The sequence below is a fragment of the Bacillus cereus group sp. MYBK30-2 genome (assembly GCF_051915945.1).
In the GTDB taxonomy this organism is placed as follows: Bacteria; Bacillota; Bacilli; order Bacillales; family Bacillaceae_G; genus Bacillus_A; species Bacillus_A paramycoides.
This window is the reverse complement of record NZ_JBQAFR010000002.1, coordinates 535,211-558,930: the sequence shown is the minus strand read 5'-3', so window position 1 is coordinate 558,930 and position 23,720 is coordinate 535,211. Positions and strand designations below refer to the sequence as shown.

Below are 23,720 nucleotides of genomic sequence, written 5' to 3'. Positions count from 1 at the left end.
TATTTCATGGCTTGGATGTGATAAAGATGATTTGTAGTATGACAGGATTTGGAAGGTCGAAAGTAGAAAACGATACTTTTCAAATTACAGTAGAAATGAAGTCGGTGAACCATCGCTTTTTAGAAATGAGTATTCGACTTCCGAAGCAAATGATGGTATTTGAAGATAAAATTCGTAAAATAATTGCAGAACAAGTTCGCCGTGGACGTATTGAAGTGTCTATTAGTATAACAGGTGAAGGGCTTGTTGAAAGAAAATTAAGTGTGAATTGGGAGCTTCTTGAACAGTACCAATCCATTATGGAAGATATAAAAGGAAAATTTCAATTACAAGATTCTATTACACTTCAACAATTAATGGGAATGCCAGAAGTAACGGCAATTGAAGAAATAGAAAATGTAAATGTACAATTTGAAAACAGTTTATATGAGGCTGTTCGCCAAGCTGCTCATATGTTGAAAACGATGAGAGAGGGCGAAGGAGAACGATTACATAAAGATATAGCGTATCGTTTGCAAGAGATTCACAATTGTGTAAATGCAATTATCCCACATGCGCCAATTGTTACACAAAAATATCGTGAACGATTAGAAAATCGCTTAAAAGAATTACATAATCAAGATTTAGATGAACAACGATTGCTAACAGAAGTGGCAATATTTGCAGAGCGTTCAGATATTCACGAAGAACTAGTACGCTTACAAAGTCATTTAGATCAATTTCGTGAAGCACTGCAAATTGAAGAGCCTGTTGGAAGGAAAATGGACTTCATCGTGCAAGAGATGCATAGAGAAGTTAATACGATTGGTTCTAAGGCAAATGACTTAACAATTTCAAAATATGTCGTAGAAATGAAAAATAACCTTGAAAAAATTCGTGAACAAGTACAAAATATTGAGTAGCTTTCAAAAAATATATAAAGTTATACGTGGTGGAGAAATCGGATAGACTTACTAGGAGGCGCAAACTATGGCCATGAGGTTTTTAAATATTGGATATGGAAACATTGTATCTGCTCATCGAATTATTGCTATTGTAAGTCCGGAGTCAGCTCCTATTAAACGAACAGTACAGGAAGCACGTGAACATAATGCTTTGCTTGATGCTACGTATGGGAGAAAAACAAGGGCGGTTATTGTTATGGATGATGGGCATATTGTATTAAGTCCAATTCAGCCAGAGACGATTGCACATCGTTTGAATAATAAAGAAGATTTAAGTGAGGAAGGGTAGGTTTTACATATTTATGAGAAGTAGAAGAGGATTGCTCATCGTTCTTTCAGGACCTTCTGGGGTCGGGAAAGGAACGGTTCGAAAAGAGCTGTTTAGCCATGAAGATACGCGTTTTCAGTACTCTATTTCAGTAACGACACGTAAACCGCGTGAAGGTGAAGTAGATGGTGTGGATTATTTCTTTAAAGAGAGAGAAGAATTTGAAGAAATGATTCGTAATGAGAGGTTACTTGAATGGGCTGAATTCGTTGGTAATTATTACGGAACACCAATTGATTATGTTGAAAAAACATTACAAGAAGGAAAAGATGTGTTCCTAGAAATTGAAGTGCAAGGAGCAATTCAAGTTAAAAAAGCCTTTCCTGAAGGTGTATTTATTTTCTTAGCACCTCCAAGTTTATCTGAACTAAAGAACCGAATTGTCGGTCGTGGTACAGAAACTGAAGATGTTATTGAAAATCGTTTAACGGTAGCGAAAGAAGAAATCGAAATGATGGACGCTTATGACTATGTAGTAGAAAACGATCAAGTTGAATTAGCTTGCGACAGAATTAAAGCAATTGTGGTTGGCGAACATTGCCGCCGCGAAAGAGTAGCAAAATATTATAAAGAAATGACGGAGGGTCTATAATTATGTTAAATCCATCAATTGATTCATTATTAACAAAAATCGATTCTAAATATACACTTGTAACAGTAGCTGCGAAGCGTGCTCGTGAAATGCAACTTGCTGACAACTGTGTTATTGAACAACCTGTTTCTCATAAATGTGTAGGTAAATCATTAGAAGAAATCGATGCAGAAGTATTAAAATATGTACCAAGCGAAGACAAAATAATTGATTAAGACCATCTTTTCGACAAATTAAAACATAGACATTATAATTTTCTATGTAACGGTAGCAACCTATTTACAAGTAGGTTGTTATTTTTTTACGAAAGAGCTGAAAAGAACTTGTATAAAGAAGAAACGAAATACTAGCACTGACGAGCTGAAAAAATTCCATTTCAGCAGAATAAGTTTGAAAAAGAAAGAGGACGAGTCATATGCTAAAAGGGAAAAAGATACTTCTATGTGTAACAGGAGGCATTGCGGTTTTTAAAGCAGCTGCGTTAACAAGTAAAATGACACAAGCGGGGGCACTTGTAAAAGTGATGATGAGTGAGTCAGCAATGAAGTTTGTTACTCCTCTTACATTTCAAGCGCTTTCTCGTCATGATGTATATACAGATACATTCGATGAGAAAGACTCGGCGGTTATCGCTCATATTGATTTAGCAGATTGGGCGGATGTTGTACTTGTTGCACCTGCTACAGCCAATTGTATTGGAAAGTTAGCTGGTGGTATTGCTGACGATATGATTACAACTACTTTGTTAGCTACTACAGCGCCAGTGTGGATTGCACCTGCTATGAACGTGCATATGTATGAAAATAAAATTGTTCAAAAAAATATGATGACGTTAAAAACTTTAGGATATACATTCATTGAGCCTGGGGAAGGTTTTTTAGCATGTGGTTATGTAGCAAAAGGAAGATTAGAAGAGCCTGAAACGATTATCGCGCGTTTAGAGGCATCTTTCTCAGAGAAAAAGCCATTGCAAGGAAAGCGAATATTAATAACAGCTGGACCGACACGTGAAAAGATTGATCCGGTTCGTTTTATGACGAATTTTTCTTCTGGAAAGATGGGATATGCAATTGCGGAAGTGGCAGCAAACTTAGGAGCTGAGGTTATACTTATTTCAGGACCGACATCGCTAACTCCACCACTACATGTAACAACTGTACAAGTGGAATCTGCACAAGATATGTTAGAAGCTGTACTTAAGTATTATTCCAATACGGATGTTGTTATTAAAACAGCTGCAGTTGCAGATTACCGCCCGAAATATGTTCATGATAATAAAATGAAAAAGAAGAATGGCGATGCTGTTATTGAATTAGAAAGAACAGTGGATATTTTAAAAACGTTAGGTGAGAAGAAGGACCAACAGTTACTTATTGGATTTGCAGCCGAAACGACAAACATAGAGGAGTACGCAACGAGAAAATTACGTGAGAAAAATGCAAATATGATTGTTGCGAATGATGTGAAAGCCCAAGGAGCTGGATTTGGTACAGATACAAATATTGTGACAATGTATAGAAAAGATGGAGAGATTATTGAGTTGCCACTTTTAACGAAGAAAGAAGTAGCTCGTGAAATATTAAAGCAAATTGAAATGATGTTAGAAGATGATCGTTTATGAAGTTTGCGAGTGTAATTGTTGATGTACCTGCACGTCAAACAGATCGACCGTTTGATTATATTATCCCTAAAAAATGGGAAGATATTGTGCAAACAGGAATGCGTGTAGTAGTCCCATTCGGCCCGAGGAAATTGCAAGGCTTTATTATTGGCATAAAGGATTCGGTTGACGTAGAAAGTAAAAAATTAAAGGTACTCTATGAAATACTAGATGTCACTCCAGTTTTAAATGAGGAGTTATTAAAGCTTGGGTATTGGCTTACAAGTGAAACGTTATGTTATATGATTTCAGCTTTTCAAGTGATGCTGCCGACAGCGATAAAAGCAACGTATAAAAAGCGTCTGCAGCTTCGTAAACAAGAAGAAGTTACGCCAGAAATTCTTTGTTTATTTCAGGGGAAGGAAACGATAGATTGGGAAGCTATCGAGGCGCAGCCACACCTATATCGCACTATTCAACAAGAAATTAAAAATGGTACGATTGAAGTAGTTTATCAAGTAAAGGATAAAGTACAAAAGAAGAAACAAAGAGTAGTTCAACCAGAATTGCCGGAAGATAAACTAGAATTAGCGGCGTTTGAACTGAAAAGTAAAAAACAACAAGATGTACTTTATTATTTTGTAGAAAATTATAAAAGTGTACCGTTGAAAATTTTAACAGAAGAATTACAAATAACAGATGCACCAATAAAAGCACTTGTTAAGAAAGGGCTAATCTCAGAAGAGTATGTAGAAGTATACCGGAATCCGTATGACGATGATGATTTTGAACAAACGAAACCATTCCCGCTTACTGAGGAACAAAAACAAGTAATTACACCGATTCTGTCATCGATTATAAATGAAACTTACAATCCATTTTTACTATATGGTGTTACAGGAAGTGGTAAGACAGAAGTGTATTTACAATCTATAGCAGCGGTGTTGAAAAAGGGAAAAGAAGCTATTGTGCTTGTTCCTGAAATCGCGTTAACGCCCCAGATGGTAGATCGCTTCAAAGGTAGGTTCGGTTCGCAAGTTGCGGTTCTTCATAGTGCGCTTTCTGTCGGAGAAAAATATGATGAATGGCGAAAGATTTTAAGAAAAGAAGTGAAAGTTGTAGTTGGTGCGCGTTCAGCTATTTTTGCTCCATTTGAAAATTTAGGGATCATTATTATTGATGAAGAGCACGAATCGAGTTATAAGCAAGAAGATAATCCGAAGTATCATGCAAGAGATGTAGCAGTGTGGAGAGGGCAATATCATAAGTGTCCAATCGTTCTAGGAAGTGCAACGCCGACACTTGAATCGTTTGCTAGAGCAAAAAAAGGTGTCTATGAGCTACTGACGATGGAAAAACGTATGAATGAACAAGCCTTGCCGACGGTAGAAATTGTTGATATGCGGGAAGAGCTTCGTGATGGAAATCGCTCAATGTTTTCAAAGGCACTGCATGAAAAAATAGCAGATCGATTAGAAAAGAAAGAACAAATGGTTCTCTTTTTAAATAGAAGGGGTCATTCTACGTTTGTGATGTGCCGTGATTGTGGGTATGTCGTACAATGTCCGCATTGTGATATTTCGCTGACATATCACAAAATGAACCATCGTTTAAAATGTCATTATTGTAGTTATGAAGAAAATATGCCAACAGAGTGTCCTGCTTGTAATAGTACTTATATTCGTTTCTTTGGTACAGGGACGCAAAAGGTTGAAGAAGAAATCACAAAACTATTTCCAGAAGCGCGAGTCATTCGAATGGATGTGGATACAACAAGCCGCAAAGGAATGCATGAAAAATTATTAAAGGCATTTGGTGAAGAGAAAGCAGATATATTACTTGGAACACAAATGATTGCAAAAGGACTTGATTTTCCGAAGGTGACGCTTGTTGGTGTTTTAACGGCGGATACGATGCTTCACCTACCTGATTTTCGGGCGAGTGAAAAGACCTATCAGCTATTGACGCAAGTGAGTGGACGTGCAGGAAGACATGAATTGCCAGGGGAAGTTGTAATTCAAACGTATACGCCGGAACATTACAGTGTAGAATTAGCAAAGAATCAACACTATGATGTATTTTTTGAACAAGAAATGCAAATGAGGCGAATGAGGCAATATCCGCCATATTACTATGTTGTACTTGTCACTGTATCTCATCCAGAATTATTAAAGGCAGTCCAAGTGACGGAAAAAATTGTCGGTCATTTACGAATGCATTGTTCACAGCAAACGATGGTATTAGGGCCAGTTGCTTCAGCAATTCCAAGGATAAAAGATAGATATCGTTACCAATGCATGATAAAATACAAACGGGAACCAAACTTAAAGAACGTGCTCAAAATGGTAAATGAACATTATCAAGCAGAAATGCAAAAAGAGCTACAAATCTCAATTGATTTTAATCCAACAATGTTAATGTAGCGGAGGGAAATATGGCAGTTTTAGAAATTGTAAAGCATCCAAATGAAGTGTTAGAAACACCATGCGAAAGAGTAATTAACTTTGATAAAAAGTTAGTGAAATTGTTAAAAGATATGCATGAAACAATGTTAATTGCAGACGGCGTTGGTTTAGCTGCGCCACAAGTAGGTGTAAGCTTACAAGTAGCTGTTGTTGATATCGGTGATGATACGGGGAAAATCGAATTAATTAATCCGGTTATTTTAGAAAAACGTGGTGAACAAGTAGGTCCCGAAGGCTGCTTAAGCTTTCCGGGACTTTATGGTGAAGTGGAGCGTGCAGATTATATTAAAGTGCGTGCGCAAAATCGCCGCGGGAAAATATTCTTATTAGAAGCGAAAGACTTCTTGGCGCGTGCAATTCAGCATGAAATCGATCATTTACATGGTGTTTTATTCACATCTAAAGTGACGAGATATTATGAAGAAAACGAATTAGAATAGGTGTTAAAAGGAGCGGTTTTTGAATGATAAAAGTAGTATTTATGGGAACACCGGACTTTTCTGTGCCGGTGCTTCGTCGTCTTATCGAGGATGGATATGACGTAGTGGGTGTTGTAACGCAACCAGATCGTCCAGTAGGTAGAAAAAAGGTTTTAACACCTACGCCTGTTAAAGTAGAAGCGGAGAAGCATGGTATTCCGGTGTTACAGCCACTGAAAATTCGTGAAAAAGACGAATATGAAAAAGTATTAGCGTTAGAGCCGGATTTAATCGTAACAGCTGCGTTCGGTCAGATTGTACCGAATGAAATTTTAGAAGCGCCAAAGTACGGATGTATTAATGTCCATGCTTCATTACTTCCAGAACTTCGCGGTGGTGCACCGATTCACTATGCAATCATGGAAGGTAAAGAGAAAACAGGTATTACAATTATGTATATGGTAGAAAAATTAGATGCTGGTGATATTTTAACGCAAGTAGAAGTAGAAATTGAAGAGCGTGAAACAACAGGTTCATTATTTGATAAGTTAAGCGAAGCGGGAGCGCACCTTTTATCTAAAACGGTTCCTTTACTAATTCAGGGTAAACTAGAACCAATTAAACAAAATGAAGATGAAGTGACGTTCGCATATAATATAAAACGTGAGCAAGAGAAAATTGATTGGACAAAAACAGGTGAAGAAGTATACAATCACATTCGCGGATTGAATCCATGGCCAGTTGCTTATACGACTTTAGCAGGACAAGTTGTTAAAGTATGGTGGGGAGAGAAGGTCTCTATGGCAGAGCAAGCTGAACCAGGTACAGTAGTAGCTCATGAAGAAGATGGATTTGTTGTTGCAACAGGGAATGAGACAGGTATTAAAATTACTGAATTGCAACCGTCTGGTAAAAAACGTATGAGTTGTTCACAATTTTTACGTGGAACAAAACCTGAAATTGGTACGAAGTTAGGAGAAAATGCATGAGACAAAATGTTCGTGAGTTAGCTCTTGATGGTTTAATTCAAGTAGAAAAAAGTGGTGCATATAGTAACTTACTTTTAAATAATTTGATTGAAAAAAGTACAATTGACAGAAAAGATATTGGTTTATTAACTGAAATTGTATATGGAACGATTCAACGTCGTGACACACTAGATTATTATTTACAACCATTTTTAAGAAAAAAGGTTGAGGCGTGGGTAAGAGTGTTGCTTCGCTTATCTTTATATCAAATGCTATATTTAGACCGAGTTCCAGAAAGAGCTGCTATTCATGAAGCTGTTGAGATTGCGAAGCGTCGTGGGCATAAGGGGATTTCAGGCATGGTGAACGGAGTATTGCGTTCGATTCAGCGAGAAGGTGTACCTTCTTTAGAAGAAATCAATAATCCGGTAGAACGTCTTGCGATTGCAACAAGTCATCCAATGTGGCTTGTACAAGACTGGGCATCTGAATATGGTTTAGAGACAGCAGAGAAAATGTGTGAAGTAAATATGATACCACCTGTACCGACAGCACGTGTGAATGTTGATAAAGTTACGGTAGAAGAAGCGATTGGACTATTAGCAAATGAGGGTATAGAAGCGAAACGTGGCGATTTGTCAGATGATGCAATTCAAATTGAAAGAGGGAATGTAGCGCATACAGAAGCGTTCAAAAAAGGATTTCTTTCTATTCAAGATGAAAGCTCTATGCTTGTTGCACGTGCTTTAGAACCGAATGAGGGAGATACAGTTCTTGATAGCTGTGCCGCTCCTGGTGGTAAAACAACGCATATAGCTGAGCGTTTAAAGGGAACGGGTAAAGTAATGTCACTTGATTTACACGCGCATAAAGTACGTTTAATTAGACAACAAGCAGATCGACTTGGTCTAGAAAATGTAGAAACAAAGGCATTAGATGCTAGAAAAGTTCAAGAGCATTTCGAAAATGAAACTTTTGATAAAATATTAGTAGATGCACCATGTTCTGGGTTTGGTGTTATAAGACGTAAACCTGATATTAAGTTAGGCAAAGATAAGGGCGATAGTGAACGATTATCAACGATTCAACTTGCGATATTAGAAAAAATAGCACCATTGTTAAAACAAGGTGGTCGCCTTGTTTATAGTACGTGCACAATTGAAAAAATAGAAAATGAACAAGTAATAGAGCAATTTTTACAAGAGCATCCTGAATTTGAGTGGGATACTACGATTAAAGAGCGTATGCCAGAAAAATTAAGTCCGTATATTAATGAAGGTCAAATACAAATTTTACCGCATTATTTTGCAACAGATGGCTTTTATATTGCTTGTTTAAGAAAGAAGGTGTAGCATCATGGAAACGACTGTAAAAAAACAAAAGAAAAATCTAGAAACAAAGAAACCATCAATTTACTCTTTACAACTTCATGAAATGCAAGATTGGTTAAAGGAACAAGGGGAACCTAAATTCCGTGCAGGACAAATTTTTGATTGGCTATATAAAAAACGTGTAAAAAATTATGAGGATATGTCAAACCTTTCTAAAGGATTGCGCGATAAATTGTCGAATTCCTTTGATATTACTACTTTAAATACGTTAGTAAAACAAACGTCTTCGGATGGAACAATTAAATTCTTATTCCAGTTATACGATGGGTACTCTATTGAAACGGTATTAATGCGACATGAATATGGAAATTCCATTTGTGTAACAACACAGGTTGGTTGCCGTATTGGATGTACGTTCTGTGCATCTACACTTGGTGGGTTAAAACGAAACCTAGAAGCTGGAGAAATTGTAGCGCAAGTAGTAGAAGTTCAGCGTGCGCTTGATGAAACAGAAGAACGTGTAAGTTCTCTTGTTGTTATGGGAATTGGAGAACCGTTTGATAATTATGACAACTTAATGTCATTCTTACGCATTGTAAATCATGAAAAAGGAATTCATATTGGTGCAAGGCATATGACAGTTTCAACAAGTGGAATTGTTCCGAAAATTTATAAGTTCGCTGAAGAAGATATGCAAATCAATTTTGCGATTTCATTGCATGCTGCAAATACAGAGTTACGTTCAAAATTAATGCCGATTAACCGTGCTTATAAGCTACCTGATTTAATGGAAGCTATTAAATACTATGTAAATAGAACAGGGCGTCGTATTACATTTGAATATGGCTTATTTGGAGGAGAAAACGACCAAGTTGAGCACGCTGAAGAACTTGCTGCGCTCTTAAAAGGTGTAAAATGTCATGTAAACTTAATTCCGGTAAACTACGTGCCAGAACGTGATTACGTACGTACGCCACGTGAGCAAATTTTCTTATTTGAAAAGACGCTAAAAGATCGTGGAGTGAATGTAACGATTCGCCGTGAACAAGGTCATGATATTGATGCAGCCTGCGGTCAGTTGCGTGCGAAGGAGCGCAAAGAAGAGACGAGGTGACGAGATGAAAGCCGTGTTTCTATCGGATAAAGGGAAAGTTCGTCAACATAATGAAGATAGTGCAGGAGTTTTTCACAATTTAGATGGAAATATTTTAGCGGTAGTAGCAGATGGAATGGGAGGTCATCGAGCTGGCGATGTAGCCAGCTCGATGGCCATTCAATTATTCCATGATTATTGGAAGCAAACGCATAATATGAATGAGCCTAAAAAGATAGAAAAGTGGTTACATACTAATGTTGGAATTATTAATGAGCGCATATATGCGTACTCTAAGCAACATGTAGAATGTAATGGCATGGGAACAACGGTTATCGTAGCGATTTGTACACCTAGTTTTGTAACAATTGGTCATATAGGAGATAGTCGTTGTTATATGGTATCAGAGGGAGAGATAGCGCTTGTAACGGAAGATCACTCACTTGTAAATGAACTTGTTAGGCACGGTGAAATTTCAAAAGAAGATGCAGAATATCACCCGAAAAAGAATGTTCTGTTAAGAGCGTTAGGAACAGAAGAAAAGGTCGAACTAGATGTAAAAACATTGGTGCTCGAAGAAGACGATCAATTACTTCTTTGCTCTGATGGATTGTCTAACAAAGTACCTATGACTGATATGCAACAAATTTTACAATTAAATGAACAGCTCGAGGCGAAAGGAGAGCATCTCATTCAATTAGCAAATGATCGTGGTGGAGAAGATAATATCACCCTCGTTCTTATTGATTATGCGGATTCGACAAACGAAAGTAGGTGAAGTGCAACGTGCTGATTGGAAAACGCTTAAATGACCGTTATAAACTGCTAAAAATGATTGGCGGTGGAGGAATGGCCAATGTATATTTAGCTCATGATGATATACTCGGCCGAGATGTAGCGGTAAAAATATTAAGACTCGACTATTCAAATAACGAAGAGTTTATTAAACGTTTCCATCGAGAAGCGCAATCTGTTACAACGTTGTCGCATCCAAATATTGTGAATATGTATGATGTTGGGGAAGAGGATGGTATATATTATCTTGTAATGGAATATGTACCTGGACGAACATTGAAGCAATACATAATTGATCGAGGAATGTTACCGATAGGAGAAGCTCTTGATATTATGGAGCAGTTAACGTCCGCCATGGCACATGCCCATCATTTTGAGATTGTACATCGTGATATTAAACCGCACAATATTTTGATTCGAGATGATGGAGTGATAAAAGTCACAGACTTTGGAATTGCGACAGCTACAAGTGCAACAACGATTACACATACAAATTCGGTGCTCGGTTCGGTGCATTATTTATCACCAGAACAAGCGCGCGGCGGTATAGCGAATAAACAATCAGATATTTATTCACTTGGGATTGTTATGTTTGAATTGTTAACAGGAAGACAACCATTTTCTGGTGAATCTGCTGTTGCAATTGCTTTAAAACATTTACAAAATGAAATACCATCTCCGAAAAGATGGAATGAAAATATTCCACAAAGTGTTGAAAATATTATATTAAAGGCAACTGCGAAAGATCCGTTTCATCGATATCAATCTGCTAATGCGATGAAACGAGATATTGAAACAGCGCTATACCCAGAACGAATAAATGAACAACCATTTTACATACCAGAAGATATGGAAGCGACGAAAGCGATTCCAATTATTCAACAAGAACAATTATTTCAAAATGTAAGTGATGAAACGATTGTATTAAAAGGAAGTAAAGTGGATGAACAAGTAAGAAAAGAAGCGACAGAATCCGGTAAGAAGAAAAAACGAAGTAACAAATGGCTGAAGGTTTTAATTACAACATTTTTACTTTTAGCGATAGGGATAACATTAGCGCTTACTGTTATTCCAGGCTTCTTTATTCCGAAAGATGTGAAGGTTCCTGACGTGGCTGGTATGAAGTATACGACAGCTGTAAATGCATTAGTTGAAAAGGGGTTTGAAGTTACTGAACCTAATATTGTATATACAGATAATGTTGAAGTCGGAAAAGTGATAAAAACAGATCCTATAGCAGGAAGAGTAGTGAAAGAAAACTCTAAAATTACTATCTATCAATCAGGTGGGAAAAAGAAAAGTAAGATGCGCGATTTGACAGGAAAAGATTTTGAGAGTATAAGAGCTGAGCTAGAAGAGAAATATAAACAAGTTACACCAAATTATATTGAAAATGATAAACCTAAAGGTGAAATTGTAGAACAAATACCAACACCTGACCAAATGGTTGTAGAAGGAGAACAAGAAGTAAAGATTTGGATAAGTAAAGGGCCTTATCAGATTAGACCAGGGGATTTTTCAAGCTGGACTGAAAATAGCGTGAAAAGTTATTTAAATGAAAGAAAACTTGTTTCTGATATAAAAAGGGAATATTCAGATACGGTTGATAAAGGTCTTGTTATTTCACAATTTCCGAAGCCTGGGACAGCTTTAAAAGAAGGAGATAAAGTAACGATTATTATCTCTGATGGTCCGAAGCCTAAAGTGACGAAAACGGTAAAAGTGGATAACATTTCTATCCCATATGAGCCTCCTGCAACAGGTGAGAAAAAGCCACAAACAATAGAAATTTATAAAGAAGATATGCAGCAAAAAATGGATAGACCAGTTGAAACGAGAACAATTACTGAGTCGGCCACTATTTCTTTAGAATTTGTAATTCAAGAAGGTGCAAAGGGACACTATAAAATTGTTCGGGATGGAGTAACGATTATCGACAAAGAAGTGCCGTATCCATCTCAATAATAGTGAATTCCATTGTCTTGTTATGGGGGATAGCCAAAGCCCTCACTGATTAAAATTTCACTTTATTACTCTTGCCTGTTATGCTGTCTACATAGTGGACGGTATAACAGGCAAAAATATATGATTCAAAAAGCTATAAAAGTGATATTGCTGTAAATAGTATTTTGAATTTGATGGTAGATTAAATATATTAACCTGGGTATATATTTGGTGGGTTTTGAAATAATTGTTTAAAGAGCTTTAGTCCATTCATTTCTAATTACAGTTTCACTTTATACAAAATAAAGGAGAATTATATGCCAGAAGGAAAAATTGTAAAAGCTTTAAGTGGGTTTTATTATGTGCAGCATGAAGAAGGGATTACACAATGTCGCGGGCGTGGTGTATTTAGAAAGAATAAAATTACGCCACTTGTAGGAGACCAAGTTGTATTTCAAGCAGATAATCCGAATGAAGGTTATGTGTTAGAAGTGTTTGATCGAAAAAATGAGCTTGTTAGACCTCCTATTGCTAATGTTGATCAAGCAATTCTTGTTTTCTCTGCAGTAGAACCAGATTTTAATCCAGGACTGTTAGATCGATTTTTAGTATTGATTGAATATCATAACATTAAGCCGATTATTTGTATTAGTAAGATGGATTTAGTAGATGAAAAAATGAGAGAAACTGTTGAATCTTATGCAAATGATTATCGTGAAATGGGTTATGATGTCTTGTTTACTTCTATAAATACATCGGAAAGTATCGACATTTTGAAACCATTCTTAGAAGGCTGTATTTCTGTCGTTGCAGGCCAATCTGGTGTTGGGAAATCTTCAATGCTAAACGTATTACGTCCAGATTTAGAATTGAAAACAAATGATATTTCTTCACATTTAGGACGCGGGAAGCATACGACAAGACACGTGGAATTAATTACAGTTGGAAGCGGACTAGTTGCGGATACACCTGGTTTTAGTTCACTGGATTTCATAGATATAGAAGTAGAAGATCTTACATATTGTTTTCCAGAGTTGAAAGAAGCGAGCCAATACTGTAAATTTAGAGGGTGTACACATCTTTCTGAACCGAAATGTGCGGTGAAAGTTGCGGTTGAAGAAGGAAAGATTACTGAATATCGTTATAAGAATTACAAACAATTCGTAGAAGAAATTAGAGAGAGAAAGCCGAGGTATTAGTCATGATTAAAATTGCACCATCGATTTTATCAGCAGATTTTTCAAAATTAGGGGAAGAGATTAAAGATGTAGAAAAAGGCGGAGCTGATTACATTCACGTCGATGTAATGGATGGACATTTCGTACCAAATATTACGATCGGACCATTAATTGTAGAAGCAATCCGTCCGATTACATCATTACCGTTAGATGTACATTTAATGATTGAAAATCCTGATAACTATATCCCCACTTTCGCAAAAGCGGGAGCGGATATTATTACTGTCCATGTAGAAACTTGTCCTCATCTACATCGTACAATTCAGTTAATTAAATCTCATGACATTAAAGCAGGGGTTGTATTAAATCCACATACTCCAGTTTCAACGATTGAGCATGTATTAGAAGATATAGACATGGTATTACTTATGACAGTAAATCCTGGATTTGGCGGACAGAAGTTTATTCATTCTGTATTACCGAAAATTAAACAAGTTGCAGAAATGGTTAAAAAGCGAAATCTACAAGTGGAAATCGAAGTTGATGGTGGTGTCAACGCTGAAACGGCAAGACTTTGTATTGAAGCAGGAGCGAATGTTCTTGTAGCGGGATCAGCAGTATACAATCAAAAAGACCGCGGTGAAGCAATTCGTGTAATTCGTGGATAAAGAATGAACGAACTTTTATCATAGTGAAGCCTCTAGTTCATTAAGACTTCACTATTTATACATGTTAGAGCAGAAAATAAGAAGAAAGGCAATCTACCGAATGGCAGATTGCCTTTTTACAATAGAAGGGGAAGGAAAAATGATTATTCATATTTTAGCGGGAGGACCTGCAGAATACTGCGCAGATTTCTCTCGATATGAAAATGAAGAAGTAGTGTGGGCGGCCGTTGATAGAGGAGTGTACCGTTTGTTGAAAAGAGGAATCACTCCGGCTGTTGCGTTTGGAGATTATGATTCAGTTACTGATGATGAATTAGCATGGATGGGACAGCAGACAAATGAATTACATATTGTCCCACGAGAAAAAGATCAAACAGATTTAGAAATTGCAATTAGCTGGGCTTTAGAACAGAAACCAAAATTAATTCGTATTTTTGGTGCTACTGGTGGAAGGCTTGATCACGGTTTAGCAAATATTCAGATGCTTTTAAAGGGATTAGAAGTAAATATAGAAATGTGTATTGTGGACAATAAAAATGAAATAATGGTGAAAAAGCTTGGTACGTATATAATTGAAGGAAATGAAGATTTTCCATACGTATCATTTGTACCAGTTACTGAAAGGGTGGAAGGCATTACACTTCACGGTTTTAAGTACCCTCTTACTAATAAAACAATAGAGTGGGGATCGACACTTTGTATTAGTAATGAACTCATTAATGAAAAAGGTACTTTTTCATTTACTTCTGGCATATTAATGATGATAAGAAGCACTGATTGAAGAAACAATTTTGCTCCTTGCATCATATAGTGAACAAGTGGAGTAATGGGGATTAGGAGGGAAACCATGAGATTTTATACAATTAAGTTACCTAAATTTCTTGGTGGAATTGTTCGTGCGATGTTAAATACCTTTAAAAAAGACTAAAAAAAGCACCTATTACCGGTGCTTTTTCCATTGGTATAGTAAAAAAAGAGCCTAGCGGCTCTTTTTTTTATTATTAAACACGTTCGATTTTGCCAGATTTTAATGCTCTAGCAGAAACGTAAACACGTTGAACTTTACCGTCGATGCGTACGCGAACTTTTTGAAGGTTAGCGCCCCATTTACGTTTTGTAGCGTTCATTGCGTGAGAACGAGAGTTACCAGAACGAGCTTTTCTTCCAGTGATAGCACAAACACGAGCCATTTATATTTCCCTCCCTTGATACCTTACCATACGTAATTTTTCAATGTTAGTCTTTTATGCGATGCTAAAAACACTACTATAATTTAACACAACTAAAAAGAGAATGCAACACCGTAGGAAAAAGAAATCAAGAAAAATTACTTGACACTATATATCAAGGAAGAAAAGTTGAAATCAAGAAAAATTGCTTGACATATTATAGTGGTACATGTTGTATAATAACAATGGACTATTTTGCTCATCATAAAAAAATGTAATTTAAAACATAAAATATGAGAGTGAAAAAGAAAGAACGATGGAATTTTCTTTAAAAAGATTATATGATAGTAACTAAAGTAGTCTAGCTCACTTTCACCATTTATGAAGGGGGAAACGAGATGTCAATTGAAATTAAAACGAAGTACGGTCAAATTGATATTAGTACAGATGTAATTGCAACAATTGCTGGAGGTGCCGCAGTAGATTGCTACGGTATCGTAGGTATGGCATCAAAAAATCAATTAAAAGATGGATTAACAGACATTTTACGAAAAGAAAACTTCACTAGAGGCGTAATTGTTCGTAAAAATGAAGATGAAGTACATATTGATATGTATATTATTGTGAGCTATGGTACGAAAATTTCAGAAGTAGCACATAACGTGCAGACGAAAGTGAAATATACATTAGATCAAACTGTAGGACTAGCAGTAGATTCTGTAAACATCTACGTACAAGGAGTTAAAGTAATAAACTTGTAATGTGCATTAAGGAGGAAAATCTGTGTCAATTCAAAAAATTGATGGGAAACGTTTATCACAAATGATCATTCAAGGAGCGAATAATTTAACAAATAATGTTCAGCTTGTTGATGCATTAAACGTATTTCCAGTTCCAGATGGCGATACCGGTACAAACATGAACTTATCAATGACATCAGGCGCACGTGAAGTGAAAGCAAATCCTTCACAGCATGCTGGTAAAGTCGGCGTAAGTTTAGCCAAAGGATTATTAATGGGAGCACGTGGTAACTCTGGTGTTATTTTATCTCAATTGTTCCGTGGTTTCTCTAAATCCATTGAACAAAAAGAAGAATTAACAACAGTTGATTTTGCTGCAGCTTTAGAAGCTGGAGTAGAGGCGGCTTACAAAGCGGTTATGAAACCGATCGAAGGAACGATTTTAACGGTTGCAAGAGAAACGGGTAAATATGCAGTGACAGTTGCGAAAAAACAGCGCGACTTTGTTTTGTTTATGGAAGACGTTGTGAAAGAAGCAAATGCATCGTTAAATCGTACGCCAGATTTATTACCTGTATTAAAACAAGTTGGCGTTGTAGATAGCGGTGGTAAAGGTCTTGTTGTTGTATACGAAGGATTTTTAGCTGACTTAAAAGGAGAAACGATTTCTTCTGATGCGCCTGCACAACCATCTATGAATGAAATGGTACGCGCAGAACATCACCGTAGTGTACAAAGCCAATTGAGTACAGAAGATATTAAGTATGGATATTGTACGGAATTCATGGTGAAATTAGAGCCTGAAAAAATGAAGGAACATAATTTCTCTGAACAAAAATTCCGTGAAGATATTAGTGTATACGGAGATTCACTACTTGTTGTATCGGATGATGAGGTTGTAAAGGTTCATATTCATGCGGAACATCCTGGAGATCCTATGAACTACGGACAGCGTTACGGTAGTCTAATTAAGATCAAAGTAGAAAATATGCGTGAACAGCATACTGCTTTATTAGATGAACCTACTCCGATGCCTGAACAAACGAATCAGCCAAAAGAGAAACAACCGTATGGTATTGTAACTGTAGCTATGGGATCTGGTATTAAAACTTTATTTGAGAGCATTGGCGCAACAAAAGTTATCGAAGGTGGCCAAACGATGAATCCAAGTACGGAGGATATCGTGAAGGCGATTGAAGAGGCGAATGCTGAAAAAATTATCATTTTACCAAATAACGGAAATATCGTGATGGCAGCAGAACAAGCAGCATCAGTGGTAGATCAAGAAGTTATTGTTGTTCGTTCAAAAACAGTTCCTCAAGGTATGGCTGCTATGTTAGCATTTAATCCAGTTGGAACGTTAGAAGAGAATGAAGAACACATGAAAGAAGCTTTATCCCATGTGAAAACAGGTCAAATTACGTATGCTGTTCGTGATACGGAAATTGATGGTGTAGCAATTCAAAAAGATGATTTCATGTGTATTGCAGATGGGAAAATTGTATCTACAAATGCTGAAAAAGTAGGAGCTGCGAAGCAATTACTAGAAGCGCTAATTGATGAGGATTCTGAAATCGTAACGATTCTACAAGGTGAAGATGCAACAGATGAAGAAGTGGCTGAATTAGTTACGTTTGTAGAAGAGAGCTTTGAAGATGCAGAAGTAGAAGTACATGCAGGGAACCAACCGGTGTATTCTTTCATCTTCTCTGTAGAATAAGAAAAGATTCGTTTTGAAAATAAATGGATTACTTACTTGCTAATGGATAAGAAGTAGTGATATGAAATTTATTACTAGTTTTTATTCAAAAGGCTAGCATATTGATGATAGAAAAGAGCCTTGCTGCTAAAAGTGAGGCTCTTTTCTTACGTGTTGTATAACTTTGTTTTATATAGAGGGATTAGAGTAGTTTCTCTTAGAATGCCTATGATAGAATATATAGGGTGAAAGAGAGCGATTACAGATGTTAATGATGTTAATGGTTAATCAATAGAGTGAAACAAAGAAAATAATGTGACGGAGCGTGAGAATCTTGAATGAAGTTGTACAAGTTCCTGTTACGGATGTAAAGGGAATCGGAGGAGAAACATCTGAGTTATTACACGAGATGGGAATTTATACAGTTTCTCATCTATTAGAACATTTTCCGTACCGTTATGAAGACTATGCGATGAAAGATCTTGCTGAAGTAAAGCATGATGAGCGTGTGACAGTTGAGGGGAAAGTTCATAGTGCTCCTTTACTGCAATATTATGGGAAGAAGAAGTCGCGTCTAACAGTTCGTGTCCTCGTTGGTCGTTATTTAATTACAGCTGTATGTTTTAATAGACCATACTATAAACAGAAGTTAAAGTTAGAGGAAACGGTAACAATTACTGGTAAATGGGATCAGCATCGCCAAACAATTGCTGTATCAGAACTTCATTTTGGACCAGTTTTACGTCAACAAGAAGTAGAGCCTGTATATTCAGTGAAAGGAAAACTGACAGTAAAACAGATGCGCCGTTTTGTTACGCAAGCATTTAAGGAGTATGGAGATTCCATAGTCGAAGTATTACCAGACGGTTTGTTAAGTCGGTATAAATTATTACCACGCTATGAAGCGCTGCGAGCGTTACATTTTCCAGTGGGACAGGAAGACTTAAAGCAAGCGCGTCGCCGTTTTGTATATGAGGAGTTTTTCTTGTTTCAGTTGAAAATGCAAACACTTCGGAAGATGGAAAGGGAAAATTCGAAAGGGATGAAGAAAGAAATTTCGTCAGTAGAATTACAAGAGTTTACCGATGCACTTCCATTTCCGTTAACTGGCGCACAACGCCGAGTTGTAGATGAAATTATGAAAGATATGACATCTCCTTATCGAATGAATCGATTATTACAAGGTGATGTAGGGTCTGGGAAAACAGTTGTCGCTGCGATTGCTCTTTATGCGGCGAAATTGGCTCATTACCAAGGCGCGTTGATGGTTCCTACAGAAATTTTAGCTGAACAACATTATCAGTCGCTCGCTGAGACATTTTCGTATTTCGGTATGAAGGTTGAATTACTAACAAGTTCTGTTAAGGGTGCGAGACGTCGAGAAATTTTGGCGAAATTAGAACAAGGAGAAATAGATATCCTCGTTGGGACGCATGCTTTAATTCAGGATGAAGTTATATTTCATAGGTTAGGTCTCGTTATTACCGATGAACAACATCGATTTGGTGTAGCGCAGCGCCGGGTTTTACGGGAGAAAGGTGAAAGTCCAGATGTGTTATTTATGACGGCGACCCCAATTCCGCGTACGTTAGCAATCACTGCATTTGGAGAGATGGACGTTTCTATTATCGACGAAATGCCAGCTGGTAGAAAGGTAATTGAAACGTATTGGGCAAAACATGATATGTTAGATCGTGTTCTCGGTTTTGTGGAGAAAGAGATAAAAAAAGGAAGACAAGCATATGTTATTTGTCCTCTTATTGAAGAGTCTGAGAAGCTTGATGTGCAAAATGCTATCGATTTACATAGTATGCTGACTCATCATTACGAAGGGAAATGCCAAGTTGGATTAATGCATGGAAGGCTATCATCTCAGGAAAAAGAAGAGATAATGGGACAGTTTAGTGAAAATAAAGTGCAAATTCTTGTATCGACAACAGTTGTTGAAGTAGGTGTGAACGTACCAAATGCGACTGTTATGGTTATTTATGACGCAGAGCGTTTCGGTTTATCACAGCTCCATCAGCTGAGGGGGCGTGTTGGACGTGGTAGTGAACAATCATATTGTTTATTAATCGCGGATCCGAAATCGGAAACGGGAAAAGAGCGAATGCGTATTATGACTGAAACGAATGATGGATTTGTATTGTCAGAAAAAGATTTAGAGTTACGAGGTCCTGGGGATTTCTTTGGAAGTAAGCAAAGTGGTCTGCCAGAATTTAAGGTTGCTGATATGGTACATGATTATCGGGCGTTAGAAACTGCTAGACAAGATGCGGCAATATTGGTAGAATCAGAAGCATTTTGGCACAATGATCAGTATGCTTCGCTGCGTACTTATCTTGATGGAACAGGTGTGTTCCAAGGAGAGAAGCTCGATTAAAGGGAGTCAACAAAAGTTTTTGTTGCATTCTACTTTTAATGATTATATACTACTGTTAGTACCTAGTCATAAAAATGGATGGTGCGGTATGAAAAAAAGAAGAAGTAAAAAAGAAAGACAAGAATTATTACAACAAACAATAGAAACGAATCCTTTTATTACGGATGAAGATTTAGCTGAAAAATTTCAGGTGAGCATACAAACTGTTCGTCTTGATCGTATGGAATTATCTATTCCTGAATTAAGAGAGCGAATTAAGCATGTAGCTACAAAGCAACATGAAGAAGATGTGAAATCTTTACCGTTAGAAGAGGTTGTCGGAGAAATTATCGATATAGAATTAGATAGACATGCTATTTCTATCTTTGAAGTAAAGGTAGAACATGTATTTAAAAGAAATCAAATTGCTCGTGGGCATCATTTGTTTGCACAAGCAAACTCACTAGCTGTTGCGGTTATTGATGAAGAATTAGCTTTAACTGCAAAGTCTACCATTCGATATATTCGTCCTGTAAAATTAGGAGAGCGCGTTGTTGCAAAAGCGCGTGTTGAGGATGTAGAGAATGATAAAGGACGGACGGTTGTCAAAGTGCGAAGTTTTGTTGGAGAAGAACTTGTTTTTACAGGCACTTTTGAAATGTATCGATCTAGTAATTATAGTGAGGAAGGTAACAACTTATGAAAATCGCAATAGATGCAATGGGAGGCGATCATGCTCCAAAGGCTGTAGTATTAGGAGCAATGAAAGCTATTAAGGAATATTCAGATATACATATTACGTTAGTAGGGAAAGAAGAGGAAATTCGTCAATACTTAACGAGTGAAGAGCGAATTACTATACTTCATACAGATGAAAAAATCGAAGCGACAGATGAACCAGTAAGAGCGGTTCGTCGAAAGAAACAAGCTTCAATGGTACTTGCAGCGCAGCAAGTAAAAGATGGTGTTGCGGATGCTTGTATATCAGCAGGGAGTACAGGAGCTTTAATGGCGGCTGGATTGTTTGTTGTCGGTCGTATGGAAGGGATTGAAAGGCCAGCTTTATCACCTACAATGCCAACTGTTGATGGAGAAGGTTTTGTTATGTTAGATGTTGGAGCAAACGTTGATGCAAAACCAATTCATTTATATCAATATGCAGTAATGGGATCTGTTTACGCAGAGAAGGTAAGAGGGATTAAAAACCCTCGCGTTGGACTTTTGAACGTTGGAACAGAGGATGGTAAAGGAAACGAGCTTTCAAAACAAGTATTTGCTATGCTCAAGGATGCGCCAATTAATTTCGTTGGAAACGTTGAATCAAGAGACTTATTGCAAGGTGTAGCAGACGTTGTTGTATGTGATGGTTTTACGGGTAATGTAGCGTTGAAATCATTAGAAGGAACAGCACTTGCGTTATTCTCTATGTTAAAAGAGCAACTAATGAGTTCATTTACGAGCAAATTAGCAGCAGCAGTATTAAAACCAAAACTTATGGTATTAAAAGATAAAATGGATTATTCGGAGTATGGAGGAGCGGCGTTATTTGGATTGAAAGCTCCTGTCATTAAGGCTCACGGTTCTTCTAATGACCAATCGATATTTAGTGCGATTCGTCAAACGAGAGAAATGGTAGCGAAAGAAGTAATTCCTACAATTTCAAGTGTAATGGAGAAGGAGCCGCTTCAATAAGAGGAGGATTTGAAATGGGAAAAATAGCATTTCTTTTTCCGGGCCAAGGTTCACAGGCAGTTGGAATGGGTAGACAGTTAGCGGAGAATAATAAAGAGGTTGCAAAAGTATTTGCAAAAGCGGATGAAGTTTTGCATGATTCTCTTTCAGAAGTGATTTTTGAAGGACCACAAGAAAAGTTAACATTAACGACAAATGCGCAACCTGCATTATTAACAACGAGTTTTGCAATTTTAACAGCTTTGAAGGAGTATGATATTATACCTGACTTTGTCGCAGGACATAGTTTAGGTGAATATAGCGCTCTTGTAGCGGCGGGTGCATTAACTTTCGAAGACGCTGTATATGCTGTAAGGAAACGTGGCGAATATATGGAAGAAGCAGTTCCAGGCGGGGAAGGTGCAATGGCAGCTATTTTAGGTGCAGATCCGGATATGCTGAAACGAGTTACAGAAGAAGTAACAAGTGAAGGATATGCAGTACAAATTGCTAATATGAATAGCACGAAGCAAATTGTTATTTCTGGAACAAAGCAAGGAGTAGAACTTGCTTCTCAGAGAGCGAAAGAAAATGGTGCTAAAAGAGCAATTCCGCTAAAAGTAAGTGGACCGTTTCATTCCTCGCTTATGAAGCCAGCTGCTGATAGGTTCCAAAGTGTTTTAAATGAAATTACAATTCAAGACACGGATATTCCTGTTATTGCAAACGTTACGGCAGACGTTATTACACGTGGTACAGATATTCAAGAAAAGCTAATTGAACAGCTCTATTCGCCTGTATTATGGTACCCATCTATTGAGAACATGGTGAATCAAGGGGTAGATACATTTATTGAAATCGGACCTGGAAAAGTACTTGCTGGTCTTATGAAGTCGATTGATTCTTCAGTGAAAGCATATGCGATATATGATGAAGAGACATTAAAAGATACCATTTCAAATTTGAGAGGAGAAAGCTGATGTTAAAAGGGAAAGTAGCATTAGTAACTGGTGCATCACGTGGAATTGGTCGTGCAATTGCGATTGATTTAGCGAAACAAGGGGCAAATGTTGTAGTAAATTATGCTGGTAATGAGCAAAAGGCGAATGAAGTCGTTGATGAAATAAAGAAATTAGGTTCGGATGCAATTGCAGTAAGAGCAGATGTTGCAAATGCTGATGATGTTACAAATATGGTAAAACAAACTGTAGATACGTTTGGCCAAGTTGATATTCTTGTAAATAACGCAGGTGTAACGAAAGATAATTTATTAATGCGTATGAAAGAAGAGGAATGGGATACAGTTATTAATACAAACTTAAAAGGTGTTTTCTTATGTACGAAAGCAGTATCTCGTTATATGATGCGTCAACGTCACGGTCGAATTATAAATATTGCTTCGGTTGTTGGGGTTATCGGAAACCCAGGGCAAGCAAACTATGTTGCTGCTAAAGCTGGTGTGATTGGATTAACAAAAACATCGGCAAAAGAGTTAGCGAGCCGAAGTATTACTGTAAATGCAATTGCTCCAGGGTTTATTGCGACTGATATGACGGATGTTTTGGATGAAAAAATAAAAGAAGAAATGTTAAAAGTAATTCCTGCTGCTCAGTTTGGTGAAGCGCAAGATATCGCAAATGCTGTAACGTTTTTTGCTTCTGATCAAAGCAAATATGTTACAGGCCAAACGTTAAATGTTGATGGCGGTATGGTAATGTAATAAAAGAATGGATTTCACCTAGTTTTTTTGGACA

Annotated in this window: 24 protein-coding genes; 23 read left to right on the top strand and 1 reads right to left on the bottom strand. The window is 37.1% G+C overall.

Going from position 1 to position 23,720, the window contains the following annotated elements:
- Positions 1-26: 26 nt before the first annotated feature.
- From ACTFQM_RS14360 to spoVM, 16 genes are all read left to right on the top strand, one after another.
- Entirely contained in the window at positions 27-902 is an 876-nt protein-coding gene (locus ACTFQM_RS14360) for a YicC/YloC family endoribonuclease (protein ID WP_002173129.1), read from the top strand.
- 67 nt (positions 903-969) lie between these two features.
- The gene (gene remA, locus ACTFQM_RS14355; protein WP_002173128.1) at positions 970-1,233 is read left to right on the top strand and encodes an extracellular matrix/biofilm regulator RemA; all 264 of its coding nucleotides are present in this window, start codon (positions 970-972) and stop codon (positions 1,231-1,233) included.
- Positions 1,234-1,246: 13 nt separating this feature from the next.
- On the top strand, positions 1,247-1,864 hold the full coding sequence (gmk, locus tag ACTFQM_RS14350) for a guanylate kinase (protein ID WP_002173127.1): 618 nt from the start codon (positions 1,247-1,249) through the stop codon (positions 1,862-1,864).
- A 2-nt stretch (positions 1,865-1,866) separates the two neighbouring features.
- The gene (gene rpoZ / locus ACTFQM_RS14345) at positions 1,867-2,079 is read left to right on the top strand and encodes a DNA-directed RNA polymerase subunit omega (protein ID WP_000933964.1); all 213 of its coding nucleotides are present in this window, start codon (positions 1,867-1,869) and stop codon (positions 2,077-2,079) included.
- A 200-nt stretch (positions 2,080-2,279) separates the two neighbouring features.
- The gene (gene coaBC, locus ACTFQM_RS14340; protein WP_002173126.1) at positions 2,280-3,485 is read left to right on the top strand and encodes a bifunctional phosphopantothenoylcysteine decarboxylase/phosphopantothenate--cysteine ligase CoaBC; all 1,206 of its coding nucleotides are present in this window, start codon (positions 2,280-2,282) and stop codon (positions 3,483-3,485) included.
- Positions 3,482-5,887: a primosomal protein N' gene (gene priA / locus ACTFQM_RS14335; RefSeq protein WP_440034942.1), complete on the top strand. Its 2,406-nt coding sequence runs from the start codon at positions 3,482-3,484 to the stop codon at positions 5,885-5,887. The genes coaBC and priA overlap by 4 nt, the downstream gene beginning before the upstream one ends.
- An 11-nt stretch (positions 5,888-5,898) precedes the next feature.
- On the top strand, positions 5,899-6,369 hold the full coding sequence (def, locus tag ACTFQM_RS14330; RefSeq protein WP_002173124.1) for a peptide deformylase: 471 nt from the start codon (positions 5,899-5,901) through the stop codon (positions 6,367-6,369).
- Between the two features lie 23 nt (positions 6,370-6,392).
- Positions 6,393-7,337 (top strand): methionyl-tRNA formyltransferase, encoded by a 945-nt coding sequence (gene fmt / locus ACTFQM_RS14325; protein ID WP_098303982.1) that lies wholly within the window; start codon positions 6,393-6,395, stop codon positions 7,335-7,337.
- Positions 7,334-8,668, top strand: a complete 1,335-nt coding sequence (gene rsmB, locus ACTFQM_RS14320) for a 16S rRNA (cytosine(967)-C(5))-methyltransferase RsmB (protein ID WP_178939064.1) — start codon at positions 7,334-7,336, stop codon at positions 8,666-8,668. The genes fmt and rsmB overlap by 4 nt, the downstream gene beginning before the upstream one ends.
- Positions 8,669-8,672: 4 nt before the next feature.
- Entirely contained in the window at positions 8,673-9,761 is a 1,089-nt protein-coding gene (gene rlmN / locus ACTFQM_RS14315) for a 23S rRNA (adenine(2503)-C(2))-methyltransferase RlmN (protein ID WP_400559221.1), read from the top strand.
- A 4-nt stretch (positions 9,762-9,765) separates the two neighbouring features.
- Entirely contained in the window at positions 9,766-10,518 is a 753-nt protein-coding gene (locus ACTFQM_RS14310; protein ID WP_071718844.1) for a Stp1/IreP family PP2C-type Ser/Thr phosphatase, read from the top strand.
- Between the two features lie 8 nt (positions 10,519-10,526).
- Positions 10,527-12,500 carry a Stk1 family PASTA domain-containing Ser/Thr kinase gene (gene pknB, locus ACTFQM_RS14305; RefSeq protein WP_440034936.1) on the top strand — a complete coding sequence of 658 codons (1,974 nt, stop codon included), beginning with the start codon at positions 10,527-10,529 and terminating at the stop codon, positions 12,498-12,500.
- 296 nt (positions 12,501-12,796) lie between these two features.
- Positions 12,797-13,678 (top strand): ribosome small subunit-dependent GTPase A, encoded by an 882-nt coding sequence (gene rsgA / locus ACTFQM_RS14300; RefSeq protein ID WP_025148318.1) that lies wholly within the window; start codon positions 12,797-12,799, stop codon positions 13,676-13,678.
- Positions 13,679-13,680: 2 nt separating this feature from the next.
- Positions 13,681-14,325, top strand: coding sequence for a ribulose-phosphate 3-epimerase (gene rpe / locus ACTFQM_RS14295; protein ID WP_440034932.1), 645 nt, complete (start codon positions 13,681-13,683; stop codon positions 14,323-14,325).
- Positions 14,326-14,425: 100 nt separating this feature from the next.
- Positions 14,426-15,106, top strand: coding sequence for a thiamine diphosphokinase (locus tag ACTFQM_RS14290; protein ID WP_440034930.1), 681 nt, complete (start codon positions 14,426-14,428; stop codon positions 15,104-15,106).
- 66 nt (positions 15,107-15,172) lie between these two features.
- The gene (spoVM, locus tag ACTFQM_RS14285) at positions 15,173-15,253 is read left to right on the top strand and encodes a stage V sporulation protein SpoVM (RefSeq protein ID WP_001213599.1); all 81 of its coding nucleotides are present in this window, start codon (positions 15,173-15,175) and stop codon (positions 15,251-15,253) included.
- Positions 15,254-15,326: 73 nt separating this feature from the next.
- Here the strand turns inward: spoVM and rpmB are convergent, their stop codons facing one another.
- The gene (gene rpmB / locus ACTFQM_RS14280) at positions 15,327-15,515 is read right to left on the bottom strand and encodes a 50S ribosomal protein L28 (protein WP_000124776.1); all 189 of its coding nucleotides are present in this window, start codon (positions 15,513-15,515) and stop codon (positions 15,327-15,329) included.
- Positions 15,516-15,892: 377 nt separating this feature from the next.
- On the opposite strand from rpmB, the gene ACTFQM_RS14275 reads away from it, so the two are divergent.
- The 7 genes from ACTFQM_RS14275 (at position 15,893) to fabG (ending at position 23,686) form a co-directional block, all read left to right on the top strand.
- Positions 15,893-16,255 (top strand): Asp23/Gls24 family envelope stress response protein, encoded by a 363-nt coding sequence (locus tag ACTFQM_RS14275; RefSeq protein ID WP_002173116.1) that lies wholly within the window; start codon positions 15,893-15,895, stop codon positions 16,253-16,255.
- 22 nt (positions 16,256-16,277) lie between these two features.
- A complete protein-coding gene (locus ACTFQM_RS14270) occupies positions 16,278-17,954 on the top strand; it encodes a DAK2 domain-containing protein (RefSeq protein ID WP_048373932.1) in 1,677 nt (558 codons plus the stop codon).
- A 313-nt stretch (positions 17,955-18,267) separates the two neighbouring features.
- Entirely contained in the window at positions 18,268-20,316 is a 2,049-nt protein-coding gene (gene recG, locus ACTFQM_RS14265; protein ID WP_440034926.1) for an ATP-dependent DNA helicase RecG, read from the top strand.
- 88 nt (positions 20,317-20,404) lie between these two features.
- Positions 20,405-20,998 carry a transcription factor FapR gene (gene fapR, locus ACTFQM_RS14260; protein WP_000747352.1) on the top strand — a complete coding sequence of 198 codons (594 nt, stop codon included), beginning with the start codon at positions 20,405-20,407 and terminating at the stop codon, positions 20,996-20,998.
- Positions 20,995-21,987 (top strand): phosphate acyltransferase PlsX, encoded by a 993-nt coding sequence (plsX, locus tag ACTFQM_RS14255; RefSeq protein ID WP_098473413.1) that lies wholly within the window; start codon positions 20,995-20,997, stop codon positions 21,985-21,987. Before fapR ends, plsX begins: the two co-directional genes overlap by 4 nt.
- Positions 21,988-22,001: 14 nt before the next feature.
- Positions 22,002-22,946, top strand: a complete 945-nt coding sequence (gene fabD / locus ACTFQM_RS14250; RefSeq protein ID WP_025148324.1) for an ACP S-malonyltransferase — start codon at positions 22,002-22,004, stop codon at positions 22,944-22,946.
- The gene (fabG, locus tag ACTFQM_RS14245; protein ID WP_048373926.1) at positions 22,946-23,686 is read left to right on the top strand and encodes a 3-oxoacyl-[acyl-carrier-protein] reductase; all 741 of its coding nucleotides are present in this window, start codon (positions 22,946-22,948) and stop codon (positions 23,684-23,686) included. Before fabD ends, fabG begins: the two co-directional genes overlap by 1 nt.
- The last annotated feature ends 34 nt before the right edge of the window (positions 23,687-23,720 follow it).

Excerpts from the sequence above, each read along its gene's own strand:
- ACTFQM_RS14360 (WP_002173129.1), top strand. The coding sequence starts at position 27 with ATGATTTGTAGTATGACAGGATTTGGAAGGTCGAAAGTAGAAAACGAT.
- remA (WP_002173128.1), top strand. The coding sequence starts at position 970 with ATGGCCATGAGGTTTTTAAATATTGGATATGGAAACATTGTATCTGCT.
- gmk (WP_002173127.1), top strand. The coding sequence starts at position 1,247 with ATGAGAAGTAGAAGAGGATTGCTCATCGTTCTTTCAGGACCTTCTGGG.
- rpoZ (WP_000933964.1), top strand. The coding sequence starts at position 1,867 with ATGTTAAATCCATCAATTGATTCATTATTAACAAAAATCGATTCTAAA.
- coaBC (WP_002173126.1), top strand. The coding sequence starts at position 2,280 with ATGCTAAAAGGGAAAAAGATACTTCTATGTGTAACAGGAGGCATTGCG.
- priA (WP_440034942.1), top strand. The coding sequence starts at position 3,482 with ATGAAGTTTGCGAGTGTAATTGTTGATGTACCTGCACGTCAAACAGAT.
- def (WP_002173124.1), top strand. The coding sequence starts at position 5,899 with ATGGCAGTTTTAGAAATTGTAAAGCATCCAAATGAAGTGTTAGAAACA.
- fmt (WP_098303982.1), top strand. The coding sequence starts at position 6,393 with ATGATAAAAGTAGTATTTATGGGAACACCGGACTTTTCTGTGCCGGTG.
- rsmB (WP_178939064.1), top strand. The coding sequence starts at position 7,334 with ATGAGACAAAATGTTCGTGAGTTAGCTCTTGATGGTTTAATTCAAGTA.
- rlmN (WP_400559221.1), top strand. The coding sequence starts at position 8,673 with ATGGAAACGACTGTAAAAAAACAAAAGAAAAATCTAGAAACAAAGAAA.
- ACTFQM_RS14310 (WP_071718844.1), top strand. The coding sequence starts at position 9,766 with ATGAAAGCCGTGTTTCTATCGGATAAAGGGAAAGTTCGTCAACATAAT.
- rsgA (WP_025148318.1), top strand. The coding sequence starts at position 12,797 with ATGCCAGAAGGAAAAATTGTAAAAGCTTTAAGTGGGTTTTATTATGTG.
- rpe (WP_440034932.1), top strand. The coding sequence starts at position 13,681 with ATGATTAAAATTGCACCATCGATTTTATCAGCAGATTTTTCAAAATTA.
- ACTFQM_RS14290 (WP_440034930.1), top strand. The coding sequence starts at position 14,426 with ATGGCAGATTGCCTTTTTACAATAGAAGGGGAAGGAAAAATGATTATT.
- spoVM (WP_001213599.1), top strand. The coding sequence starts at position 15,173 with ATGAGATTTTATACAATTAAGTTACCTAAATTTCTTGGTGGAATTGTT.
- rpmB (WP_000124776.1), bottom strand. The coding sequence starts at position 15,515 with ATGGCTCGTGTTTGTGCTATCACTGGAAGAAAAGCTCGTTCTGGTAAC.
- ACTFQM_RS14275 (WP_002173116.1), top strand. The coding sequence starts at position 15,893 with ATGTCAATTGAAATTAAAACGAAGTACGGTCAAATTGATATTAGTACA.
- fapR (WP_000747352.1), top strand. The coding sequence starts at position 20,405 with ATGAAAAAAAGAAGAAGTAAAAAAGAAAGACAAGAATTATTACAACAA.
- plsX (WP_098473413.1), top strand. The coding sequence starts at position 20,995 with ATGAAAATCGCAATAGATGCAATGGGAGGCGATCATGCTCCAAAGGCT.
- fabD (WP_025148324.1), top strand. The coding sequence starts at position 22,002 with ATGGGAAAAATAGCATTTCTTTTTCCGGGCCAAGGTTCACAGGCAGTT.
- fabG (WP_048373926.1), top strand. The coding sequence starts at position 22,946 with ATGTTAAAAGGGAAAGTAGCATTAGTAACTGGTGCATCACGTGGAATT.